Below are 11,118 nucleotides of genomic sequence, written 5' to 3'. Positions count from 1 at the left end.
CACCGGGACGCGGACCACCCTGACCGGGGGCCGGACGGGGACCGCCCTGGGCCGGACCCGGACGCGGACCGCCCTGGGCCGGACCCGGACGCGGACCACCCTGGGCCGGACCCGGACGCGGACCACCCTGAGCCGGACCCGGACGCGGGCCACCCTGACCGGGGGCCGGACGCGGCGCGGGACGCTCGGGAGCCGACGAATAGGGGTTGTTACCGACGCGCGGGGTCTTCGGCCCCGGACGCGGACCGGACGCGGCGCCACCCTGGCGCTGGCCGCCCTGGGAGGGGGCGCCGGGACGCTGCTGCTGCTGCCCGGGACGCGGGCCACCCGGGGTCGGCCTCGGACCGGCCGGGGCGGGCGCGGAACTCGCGGTCGCGCCGGAGGCCGCGGCGGCCTGCGGGGCGACCGTTTCCTGGACGGGGGGCTTGGGCGACGGCACAGGCCCCGGACGCGCGGCGGGGCCCGGCTTCACGGCCGGGGATTCGCCGGTGCGCGCGGCGGGAACGACGGTCTCCTGCGCGGTCGGCGCCGGCGTGGGCGTCGACGGACGGGGACCGGGACGCGGGCCACCGCCCGCGGGCTTGGGGGCCGGACGGCCGGACGGGCCGGGACGCGCACCCGACTTGTTGCCGTTCGACGGGGCGGATTTGGTCGCGAACGACTCACGCAGCCGACGCGCGACGGGAGCTTCCACCGTCGAGGACGCCGACTTCACGAACTCGCCTTGCTCTTTGAGCGTTGCGAGTAGTTCTTTGCTCGTGACACCGAGTTCTTTTGCCAACTCGTGCACGCGGGCCTTGCCTGCCACTGCTCTCCTCACTGAGAGGTCGAGCAGCTCCACCGTTCTGGGGACGGCGGCCCGCACGACCTCGGGTTATCTCCGATGGACGTTCATCGTTGGTACTTCACGGTGTGCTCATGAGTGCTCGTGCCTGTTCTCGAGGTAATGCTCCAGGGCTGAGATATCCAGATGTCCGGACACTCGTAGTGCTCTGCCGATCGCTCGGCGCCGCTCTGCCGCGCGCAGACAAGCCGAAAGGGGGTGCAGCCAGGCACCCCGTCCGGGAAGTCTGCGCCGCGGATCGGGAACGATCTCGATGATCTGAGAGCCGTCGCCGGTCTCACGATCCCGAGCCACGATCCGCAACAGATCGCCGGTCAGTTCGCGCTTCCGGCACCCGATACACGTTCGCACGGGAGCGGCTCGGCGCTGGGGCGCCGGGTGCTGCTCGGTCGTGCGGTCGGGCATCGGAGCCGAGGGCTCGGACTGAACCTTGGACCACTCTACCGCTGCCACGCTCGGAACGCCGAACCCCTCCCCCGCGGAAGTTACGAACCTGTCATCCCGAGCACTCCGCGGGCGGGCTCCGGTCAACTCCGATGCGCCTCCGTTCGCACGGATCCGCCCATGTCGGGGGCGGCGTCGCTGCGGATATCGATGCGCCAGCCGGTCAGCCGCGCGGCCAGGCGGGCGTTCTGCCCCTCCTTGCCGATCGCCAGGGACAGCTGGAAATCGGGCACTACGACGCGGGCCGCCCTCGCCTCGGCGTCGACAATCGTGACCGAAACCACTTTCGACGGCGAGAGCGCATTACCGACGAAGGTCGCCGGATCCTCGGCATAGTCGATGATGTCGATCTTCTCGCCGGCCAGTTCACTCATCACGTTGCGCACGCGTTGCCCCATCGGCCCGATACAGGCGCCCTTGGCGTTGACACCGGGCACCGTGGTGCGCACGGCGATCTTGGAGCGGTGGCCCGCCTCGCGCGCGACGGCCACGATCTCCACCGAGCCGTCGGCGATCTCCGGCACCTCCAGCGCGAACAGGCGCCGCACCAGATTCGGGTGGGTGCGCGACAGCGTGATCTGCGGCCCGCGCGGACCACGGGAGACCCCGACTACGTAGCACTTGATCCGGTCGCCGTGCTCGTAGGTCTCGCCGGGCACCTGCTCGGCGGGCGGGATCAGTCCCTCCGTGCCGTGCAACTCGCTGCCGATGCGCACCACGACGGTGCCGCGGGCATTGGCGCGCGCGTCGCGCTGCACCACACCGCCGACGATGTCGCCCTCGTGGGTGGAGAACTCGCCGAAGGACTTCTCGTTCTCGGCGTCGCGCAGCCGCTGGAGCACCACCTGCCTGGCGGTGGTCGCCGCGATCCGGCCGAACCCCTCCGGGGTGTCGTCCCATTCGGAGATCACGTTGCCGTCGGTGTCCAGTTCTCGCGCCATCACCCGGACCACGCCGGTCCGCTGGTTGATGTCGATGCGCGCGTTGGGCTGGTGGCCCTCGGTGTGGCGGTACGCGGTGAGCAGCGCCGACTCGATCGCGGAGATCACGGTCTCGATCGAGATCCCCTTGTCGGCGACGATCGCGCGCAGGGCTTCGATTTCGATGTTCATTCCACGATCCCTTCGGTCGGCGAATCGGACGCTGTTACGGATTCGGACAATGCATTCGGTGTTCCTGGGTGCTGCGCGGCGTCGTCGACCGCCACCGCGTCTTCCTGGCCCGGAGCGGGCCGCCCCGGAACGACTCCGCCGGCGAGTTCCAGCTCCTGCGCGCCGGGCGGGGAGAACTCGACTTGGACGACGGCGGTGGCGATGTCGGCGAGCGGGACCGTCACGCGGTGCGGGTCGCGTTTACCGCCGAGCACCAGCGCCACCGAGTCACCGGTGAGCGCGCCGACCCTGGCCTCGAAGGTCGCCGACCGCTCCGGCGGCTGCGCGCCTTCGCGCAGCGTGACGCGCACCTTCCGGCCGCGCGCCCGCCGCCAGTGCCGCTCGGCGGTCAGCGGGCGATCGATGCCGGGGGTGGTGACTTCCAGCAGGTAGGGCGTCTCGCCGAACTCCCCGGCGTCGTCCAGCAGCTCCGACAGCTCCGTGCTGAGACGCGCGAGCGCGTCCAGATCGGAGGTGTCGCGATCCACGGTCACCTGCACCCGAGCCTGCGCGTCCACGCGCGTGCCCGCCGTCGAGATCTCGACGCCCTCGAGGTCGAATCCCCGGCGTTCGACGAGACCAGCTAAGAGCTGGCTCACCCTTTCCTCGGTCGGCATCGGCATGTGGGGCGGCTCCTGGTTCAGTTGTGACGCGGTGGGAAAATTCTCTACCAAAGGTCTAGCGTAACGCGCCACGAGAGTGTAAAGGACCAGTGGTCGAGGAGTACGCACGCCACGACCACCGCTCGTCCGGCGGCGTCCCGTGAGTCTGGCACGATGGTGCCGTGCCCATCCGCCTTCCCGCCCCGCCGCGTGCCGGGCGCACTACCGGCATGCCCTCCGACCGGCACGAGCCCCGCGCCGCCGCCCTGGATCGTCGCAGCGCGATCCGTCTCACGGGCGGTGCGACGGTGGGCGTGCTCGCCCTCGGCGCCGCGGCGGGCTGCACCGGCGACGACGTGGTCCACGAACCGGATCCCCTTGCCGCACAGGAGGTCGCGGCCCGTGCCGACGCCGCGGCGGCGACCGCGGCCATCGCCGTCGCACCCGACCGGCACGCCGCGTTGAGGGCGATCGCGGCCGAGCGCACCGCGCACGCCGACGCCTTGCGCACCGAAATCGACCGCGTGATCGGCGTTTACGCCGACGGCACCAAACCGGTGCACCGCACCCGCGCGAGCGAATCCGGCCCGTCGGCCGTGGCCTCGGGCAGCGCGATGCCGCCCAATACCCCGCCGAGCGTCGAGACGCTGCGGGCGCGGCTGGCCGAATCCCGGAAATCGGCTGCCGATCTGGCCCGCGCCCTGGACGGCTATCGGGCAGGCTTGCTCGCCTCGATCAGCGCGGCCTGCGCGGTGCAGGCGGGGGTGCTGCTGAGATGACCGAAGACGAACGCCGGGCCCTCACCGACGCGTTGAACGCCGAATACGGCGCGGTGTACGCCTACGGCGTGATCGCCGCCTACGCCTCACCCGAGCGCGCCAGGCTGGTCGCCGAGCACACCGCCGCGCACCGCGCCCGGCGCGACGCCACCGTGGACGCCCTCACGTTGGGCGGCGCGACGGTGCCGCCGCCCGACGCGGCCTACACCGTGCCGTTCCCGGTCGCCGATCCGATCTCGGCCGCGCGGCTGGCCGTCACGGTCGAGTCCGACACCGCCGTCGCCTGGCGGTCGGTGGTCGAACGCGGTGCGTCCATGGCGATCCGGCGCGCCGGTGTCGACGCGCTCACCGAAGCCGCCGTCCGGCTGGCCACGTGGCAGTCGATCCTCGGCGCCGACCCGCCCACCAACGCGTTCCCCGGCAAGGCCTGATCCGGCGCCGACCCGAAGCGCCGCAGGCGTTCTCGCGGCGAACGGCGGCCCGGTGCGGTACCGCGGCCGCCGTCGACTCGACGCGCGACCTACGGCCGCATCTCGTAGGCGCCGTTGTAGGAGGCCACCTCGGCCCACACCCGGTCGAAGCGCGGGCGGTCGGCGACCGGCGGCCGCAGCGCCGACGCCGCCCAGCCCTGCTGGGCGGGGGAGGCCGACGGTTTGCCGTACAGGGCCGTGGCGTAGGCGTTGAAATCGCGGACCTGGAAGTCGAAGATCTGGTCGATCAAGTCGCGATCCAGGCCGGTGATCGCGGCCTGCTCCAGGATCAGCTGGCCGTAGACCACCAGCGAGAACAGGTGGCCGACGGTCAGCATGAAGTCCAGGTCCTTCTGCTGCCCGGCGTCCGGCGCCGCGGTGGTCAGCAGCGTACGCAGCGCCTGCGCCTGCTCGTAGAACCGGCCCACGTTCGGGATGTCGGCATGCTTGTCGTAGATCGGCGTCCAGTCGGCGAAGCGCACCTTGCCCGCGCCCCGCGCCGGGCCCTGCCGCCAGAAGAACGCGTCGTCGGCCGCGTCCTGCCGGGTTCCGATCTCCGGGTAGTCCCGCGGGTCGAACAAGTAGTTGGGCATGAACTTCAGGATCTGCCCGACGTTCACGTGCACCGTGCCCTCCAGCCGGGGCAGCGTGCTGATCAGCCGCTGTACCTCGGCGAAGTAGGTGTTCTTCTCGAACCCCTTGGCCGCCAGCACATCCAGCAGCAACGTCATGACGGTCTCGCCCTCGGAGGTCACCTTGGACTTCGTCATCGGGTTGAACAGCAGATACCGGCGGTCCTCCAGGCTCGCGCTGCGGAAGTAGTCGACGGCGCGGTCGCTGAACAGCTTCATCGCGAGGATGCGCGCGTAGGCGTCGACGAAGTTCGCCCGTACGTGCGGGAAGTCGGTAACCGGGTTGCCGTAGAGGATGCGGTTGCCCGCGTGCGTGATCGCCTCGTAGAACGAGTGCTCGACCATGCCGATCCCGCCGTGGCAGAGGTTGAACTTGCCCACGTTCACGGTGTTGAGCGCCGCGGAGAAGGCCTCGGGCCCGGTGTGCAGGATGTCCTCGGCGCGCACCGGGTAGTTCTCCAAGCGGAAGGTGCTGACGTACATCTGCTGGTGCACGACGTTGCCGAGCAGGCGGTAGTTCTCGTGCCGGGAGTCGGCGGCGAACCAGACGTACGCGTCGGCGCCCTCGAGATCGGCGCGGCGGGAGAACACCGACACCATGCTGGCCACGTTGCCGTTGCCGATGTAGTACTTCTCGCCGTTGGCGCGGAACAGGATGCCCGCCTCGGCGTCCGCGCTGCCCGGTTCGGTCGGGGTCAGCACCAGGTCGGTATTGTAGATGTCGGCGCCGTGGGTCTGCTCGGACAGACCGAACGCCATCACCTCACCGGCGAGCAGGTCGGCGGCGGCGCGCTTCTTGGCCGCTTCGTTGTCGCTCTGCCAGATCGGGCCGAGGCCGAGGATGGTCACCTGCTCGGCGTACCAGTACGCCAGACCGTAGAAGCCGAAGATCTCCGACAGCGCCGCGTTGCGGGCGGCGTCCCAGCGGCGATTCGGGTCACCGTCGGCGTACGCCGCCGGGGTCAGGAAGGTGGCGAACAGCTTCTCCTTCTTCACGAAGTCGAGGAAGTCGGCCGTCCACACCGCGTTCGCGTCGTCGGCGAGCAGACGCTGTTTACCCCGGCCCTCGAACCACTCGATGGTGGCGCGCAACAGACGCCGCGTCTCCGCGTCGAACTGCTGCGGGTCATAGCTGGCGGGGTTGAACAACCGCGCGTCGGTGTTTGTCATGCCGGTTAACTTACCAGCGGGTAACAGCAGTCAGGACAAGGTCCTAGGATCTGTGACCAGCGAATTCAGGTTACGGTCGCGTAGGTAACCGCCGCCCGGTCGCCGGGCTGCGCGCGCCTTCCCTCGGCCTCGCTACCGACAGGGAACGCCTCCGGCGGATCCCGCCGGGGGCCGTTCACGTCGGTCAGCCGCGGACCCGCGCCACCACCGCGTCCACCGCGGACGCGGCGGGCAGTTCCTCGGTCTCGCCGCTGAAGCGGTCGCGCAGTTCGACCTTGCCCTCGGCCCAGCCGCGGCCGATCACCAGCACCAGCGGCATGCCGAGCAGTTCGGCGTCCTTGAACTTCACTCCCGGCGAGGCGGTGCGGTCGTCGAAGAGCACGTCCAGGCCCTGAGCGTGCAGGCCGGATACCACCTCTTCGGCGCCCGCGCGAGCGGCGTCGTCCTTGTTGGCGATGACGACGTGCACATCGTAGGGCGCGACAGCGGCGGGCCAGCGCAGCCCCTTGTCGTCGTGCTGCTGCTCGGCGATCACCGCCACCATGCGGGAGACGCCGACGCCGTAGGAGCCCATGGTCAGCCGCACCGGCTTGCCGTTCTCGCCGAGCACGTCCACCTCGAACGCGTCGGTGTACTTGTTGCCGAGCTGGAAGATGTGACCGATCTCGATGCCGCGGGCCGCCACCAGCGTGCCCCGGCCGTCGGGCGAGGGGTCGCCGTCGCGGACCTCGGCGGCCTCGATGGTGCCGTCGGGCGTGAAGTCGCGGCCCGCGACCAAGCCGACGACGTGCTTACCCGGTTCGTCGGCGCCGGTGATCCAGCTGGTGCCGGTGCCGACACGCGGATCGACGAGGTAGCGAACGCCGTTGGCCTGCAATGCCTTCGGGCCGATGTAGCCCTTGACCAGGAACGGATTCTCGGCGAAGTCGGCTTCGGTGAGCAGCTCGACCTCGGCCGGTTCCACCGAGGCGCCGAGGCGCTTGTCGTCGACCTCACGGTCACCGGGAATGCCGATGCCGAGAATTTCGGTCTTCCCGTCCGGGTGACGCAGCTTGACCATGACGTTCTTCAACGTGTCGGCCGCGGTGACCGGGCGACCGTAGCGCTCCGCGATTCCGGCGCCGTTGGCCCAGTCCACCAGCGTCGCGATGGTCGGAGTGTCCGGGGTGTCGTGCACCACGGCCTCCGGTCGGCCTTCGATCGGCAGCGGTTCGGGAGCGGGCGTGACCACCGCCTCCACATTGGCCGCGTAGCCGGATTCCGGGCAGCGCACGTAGGTGTCCTCGCCGACCGGGCTGTCGGCCAGGAACTCCTCCGACGCGCTGCCGCCCATCGCGCCCGAGGTGGCGGCCACGATGACGTACTTGACCCGCAGCCGGTCGAAGATGCGCTGGTAGGCCTGGCGGTGCGCGTCGTAGCTGGCCTTGAGGCCGTCCTCGTCCAGGTCGAACGAGTAGGAGTCCTTCATCACGAACTCGCGCCCGCGCAGGATGCCCGCGCGGGGACGCTCCTCGTCGCGGTACTTGGTCTGGATCTGGTACAGCGTGACCGGCAGGTCCTTGTAGGAGCTGTACTCGCCCTTCACGGTGAGCGCGAAGAGCTCCTCGTGGGTGGGGCCGAGCAGGTAGTCCGCGCCCTTGCGGTCGCGCAGCCGGAACAGGCCGTCGCCGTACTCGGTCCACCGGTTGGTGGTCTCGTACGGTTCGCGCGGCAGCAGCGCGGGTAGCGAGATCTCCTGACCGCCGATCGCGTCCATCTCCGCGCGCACCACGTCCTCGACCTTGCGCAGCACGCGCAGGCCCAGCGGCAGCCACGAGTAGACACCCGGGGCGACGCGGCGCACGTAGCCGGCACGGACCAAGAGTTTGTGGCTCGGCACCTCGGCGTCGGCGGGATCGTCGCGGAGGGTTCGCAGGAACAGGCGGGAGAGGCGGGTGATCACGGAAGCACAGGGTAGTCGCTGGCCGGACGCTGTTCCCAGCGCATTACCGTATTCGTTCGTGCTGGTGCTGCTGCCTCCTTCCGAAACCAAGTCCGATGGCGGCGCCGGGGCGCCGCTCACCCTGGAATCGCTGGCGATGCCGCAGCTCACGGCGGTCCGCGCACGGCTGATCGAGGAAGTGGTGCGTTTGGCGGCCGACCCCGAACGCTCCCGGGCCGTCCTGGGGCTCGGCAAGGGCGCCGACGGCGAGATCGCGCGCAACGCCGCGCTGCGCACCTCGCCCACCCGTCCCGCGCTGGAGCGCTACACCGGCGTCCTCTACGACGGCCTCGACGCCCGCTCGTTCACCAAGGCGCAGCGGGCCAAGGCGTATGCTCGGCTCGGCATCGGCTCCGCCCTGTTCGGCGCGGTCCGCGCCTGCGACCCGATCCCCGCCTACCGGCTCTCCGGTGGCGCCAAACTGCCCGGACTGCCGACCCTCTCGGCCGTCTGGCGCGACGAACTGGCCACCGCGCTGCGCACCGAAGCCGCAGGCGAGCTGGTCGTCGACCTGCGCTCGGGCACCTACCAGCAGCTGGGCCGGGTGCCCGGCGCGATCACCGCCAACGTGCTCACCGAGCACCCGGACGGATCGCGCACGGTGGTGAGTCATTTCAACAAGCACCACAAGGGCCTGCTCGCCCGCGCCCTGGTGCTCACCAGGGCCGAACCCGCCGACGTCCGCGGCGTCGCGCGAGTGGCGGCAAAGGCCGGGCTGCGCGCCGAGATAGCCTCGCCCACCGAGCTTCTGATCATCACCTGACTTCGTTCGGCCGTTCGGTGGTGAGCGCGGCGAGCTCGGCCTCGATGTCGGCCCGTGCCGCCGTCTCGTAGCGGCGTCGAGCGGTGGGTGTCCGGAACAAGTACGACGGGGATCACCCCTGGCCCGCAACCACCGTCGGATCACGGATCGGCAGCCGGTGTGCCGAATTCCGCACCGATCGCCGGAACACCAGGAAGGGTGTATGCCGGACAGTGGTGGCCAGGCGGCGTTCTTGCGATGTCACGACCGTAAGCGGTGGGACCCGCGGCACAGCCGATGCTCACCGAGCGAATCGAGGAGACATGCAGACCATCGCGCACTGGCTCGACGGCAAAGCATTCGCGGGCACCAGCGAGTCGACGGCTCCGGTGACCAACCCGGCGACCGGCGCGGTGACCGGGCAGGTCGCGCTCGCCGGTGTCGCCGACACCCGCGCGGCGATCGACTCCGCCGCGACGGCGTTCCCCGCGTGGCGGGACACCTCGCTGACCCGGCGCACCCAGATCCTGTTCCGCTTCCGTGAGCTGCTGAACGAGCGCAAACAGGAGCTGGCCCGGCTGATCACCGCCGAACACGGCAAGGTGCTCGCCGACGCGATCGGCGAGGTGAGCCGCGGCCTGGAAGTCGTCGAGTTCGCCTGCGGCATACCGCATCTGCTCCAGGGCGGCTACACCGAGAACGCCTCGACCGAGATCGACATCTTCTCCGTCCGCCAACCGCTCGGCCCGGTCGCGATCATCTCGCCGTTCAACTTCCCCGCGATGGTGCCGATGTGGTTCTTCCCGCTCGCCATCGCCGCGGGCAACACGGTGGTACTCAAACCGAGCGAGAAGGATCCGTCCGCGTCGCTGTGGCTGGCGCGGCTGTGGGCCGAAGCCGAACTGCCTGCGGGCGTTTTCACGGTGCTGCAGGGCGACAAGGTCGCGGTCGACGAATTGCTCGACAACCCGGGTGTCAAGGCGGTCTCTTTCGTCGGCTCGACGCCGATCGCCCGGTACGTCTACCAGCGCGGCACCGCCGCGGGCAAGCGGGTGCAGGCGCTCGGCGGCGCGAAGAACCACATGGTGGTGCTTCCGGACGCGGACCTGGACCTGGCCGCCGACGCCGCGGTGAACGCCGGGTTCGGCTCGGCGGGCGAGCGGTGCATGGCGATCAGCGTGGTGGTCGCGGTGGGCGGAGCGGCCGACGAGCTGGTCGGCAAGATCGCCGAGCGGGCCGGGACCATCCGGACCGGCGACGGCACCCGGGGCGCCGACATGGGTCCGCTGGTCACCCGGGCGCACCGCGATCGAGTCGCCGGGTACATCGCCGCGGGCGAATCCGCCGGGGCCACCGTGGTTCTCGACGGCCGGGGCGTCGAAGCCGATGGCGCGGCCGAGGGCTTCTGGCTCGGGCCGACGATTCTCGACCATGTCGCCATCGACATGAGCGTCTACACCGACGAGATCTTCGGCCCCGTGCTGTCGGTGGTGCGCGTCGGCAGCTACGACGACGCGCTGGCACTGGTCAACGCCAATCCCTACGGCAACGGCACCGCCCTGTTCACCAACGACGGCGGCGCCGCCCGCCGCTTCCACAACGAAGTCGAGGTCGGGATGGTCGGCATCAACGTACCGATCCCGGTCCCCATGTCGTACTACAGCTTCGGCGGCTGGAAGAACTCGCTGTTCGGTGACGCGCACGCGCACGGCGCCGACGGCGTGCGGTTCTTCACCCGCACCAAGGCGGTCACCACCCGCTGGCTCGATCCCAGCCACGGCGGACTGAATCTCGGTTTCCCACAGAACAAATAGGCGGCGTTCACCGAGTACGCGGCGAAGTAAACCGGCGGGAATGTCGCGCCGGGCCGCGTTGTTCGCTCAGAACGTGACCTCCACCGCAGAGCTTTCCGATGCCCTCAAGAAGTACCTGGACGAAGAGAAGGTGTTCGCAACCGCGGCCACGATCGGGGCCAACGGGCAACCGCACCTGACCGTGATCTGGCTGAAGCGCGACGGCGACGATCTGCTGTTCTCCACCACGACCGACCGTCAGCAGGGCAAGAACCTCGCCCGCGACCCGCGCATCACCGTGCTGATCAACCCGCCGGACAACCCGTACGTCTACGCGGAGATCCGGGGCACCGCGACGATCACCCCGGACCCGGACAAGACACTGCCCGACGAACTCTCGGCGAAGTACACCGGACAGAAGTACGCGGATTTCAACCCGGCCTCGGTCAACGACGGACCGCGCGTCATCGTGCGCGTCTCGCCCAGACGAGTCGTCGGCAGGTTCTGACA

The 11,118-nt window shown here is 70.2% G+C and carries 11 protein-coding genes; 5 read left to right on the top strand and 6 right to left on the bottom strand.

Features of this window, described 5'->3' with window-relative positions; translation table 11 throughout:
• From NA8_RS32700 to rimP, 4 genes are all read right to left on the bottom strand, one after another.
• A partial coding sequence (locus NA8_RS32700; protein WP_174550078.1) for a translation initiation factor IF-2 N-terminal domain-containing protein occupies positions 1 to 808 on the bottom strand: 808 nt, incomplete at its 3' end.
• Positions 809 to 916: 108 nt separating this feature from the next.
• Positions 917 to 1,249, bottom strand: coding sequence for a YlxR family protein (locus tag NA8_RS32695; RefSeq protein ID WP_084466766.1), 333 nt, complete (start codon positions 1,247 to 1,249; stop codon positions 917 to 919).
• A 122-nt stretch (positions 1,250 to 1,371) separates the two neighbouring features.
• The gene (nusA, locus tag NA8_RS13730) at positions 1,372 to 2,400 is read right to left on the bottom strand and encodes a transcription termination factor NusA (RefSeq protein ID WP_063050745.1); all 1,029 of its coding nucleotides are present in this window, start codon (positions 2,398 to 2,400) and stop codon (positions 1,372 to 1,374) included.
• Positions 2,397 to 3,062, bottom strand: a complete 666-nt coding sequence (gene rimP, locus NA8_RS13725) for a ribosome maturation factor RimP (RefSeq protein ID WP_063050744.1) — start codon at positions 3,060 to 3,062, stop codon at positions 2,397 to 2,399. The genes nusA and rimP overlap by 4 nt, the downstream gene beginning before the upstream one ends.
• 161 nt (positions 3,063 to 3,223) lie before the next feature.
• Between rimP and NA8_RS13720 the strand changes: the two genes are divergently transcribed.
• Both NA8_RS13720 and NA8_RS13715 read left to right on the top strand, forming a co-directional pair.
• Positions 3,224 to 3,820, top strand: coding sequence for a hypothetical protein (locus NA8_RS13720; RefSeq protein ID WP_369690253.1), 597 nt, complete (start codon positions 3,224 to 3,226; stop codon positions 3,818 to 3,820).
• Positions 3,817 to 4,251, top strand: a complete 435-nt coding sequence (locus tag NA8_RS13715) for a ferritin-like domain-containing protein (RefSeq protein WP_063050743.1) — start codon at positions 3,817 to 3,819, stop codon at positions 4,249 to 4,251. The genes NA8_RS13720 and NA8_RS13715 overlap by 4 nt, the downstream gene beginning before the upstream one ends.
• 89 nt (positions 4,252 to 4,340) lie before the next feature.
• On the opposite strand, the gene NA8_RS13710 is transcribed toward NA8_RS13715, so the two are convergent.
• Complete coding sequence (locus NA8_RS13710) at positions 4,341 to 6,092, bottom strand: acyl-CoA dehydrogenase family protein (protein WP_063050742.1); 1,752 nt, start codon at positions 6,090 to 6,092, stop codon at positions 4,341 to 4,343.
• 184 nt (positions 6,093 to 6,276) lie between these two features.
• The gene (locus tag NA8_RS13705; protein ID WP_063050741.1) at positions 6,277 to 8,034 is read right to left on the bottom strand and encodes a proline--tRNA ligase; all 1,758 of its coding nucleotides are present in this window, start codon (positions 8,032 to 8,034) and stop codon (positions 6,277 to 6,279) included.
• Between the two features lie 58 nt (positions 8,035 to 8,092).
• Here NA8_RS13705 and yaaA point away from each other — a divergent pair, with 58 nt between their 5' ends.
• The 3 genes from yaaA (at position 8,093) to NA8_RS13690 (ending at position 11,116) form a co-directional block, all read left to right on the top strand.
• Positions 8,093 to 8,836, top strand: a complete 744-nt coding sequence (gene yaaA / locus NA8_RS13700; protein ID WP_063050740.1) for a peroxide stress protein YaaA — start codon at positions 8,093 to 8,095, stop codon at positions 8,834 to 8,836.
• Between the two features lie 302 nt (positions 8,837 to 9,138).
• Positions 9,139 to 10,629 carry a CoA-acylating methylmalonate-semialdehyde dehydrogenase gene (locus tag NA8_RS13695; RefSeq protein ID WP_063050739.1) on the top strand — a complete coding sequence of 497 codons (1,491 nt, stop codon included), beginning with the start codon at positions 9,139 to 9,141 and terminating at the stop codon, positions 10,627 to 10,629.
• A 73-nt stretch (positions 10,630 to 10,702) separates the two neighbouring features.
• Positions 10,703 to 11,116 (top strand): PPOX class F420-dependent oxidoreductase, encoded by a 414-nt coding sequence (locus NA8_RS13690; protein ID WP_084466773.1) that lies wholly within the window; start codon positions 10,703 to 10,705, stop codon positions 11,114 to 11,116.
• Positions 11,117 to 11,118 lie beyond the last annotated feature (2 nt).

The sequence above is a fragment of the Nocardia arthritidis NBRC 100137 genome (assembly GCF_001612765.1).
GTDB classification, from domain to species: Bacteria; Actinomycetota; Actinomycetes; order Mycobacteriales; family Mycobacteriaceae; genus Nocardia; species Nocardia arthritidis.
The sequence above is the reverse complement of the archived record's forward strand: the minus strand, read 5'-3'. Positions and strand labels throughout refer to the sequence as shown.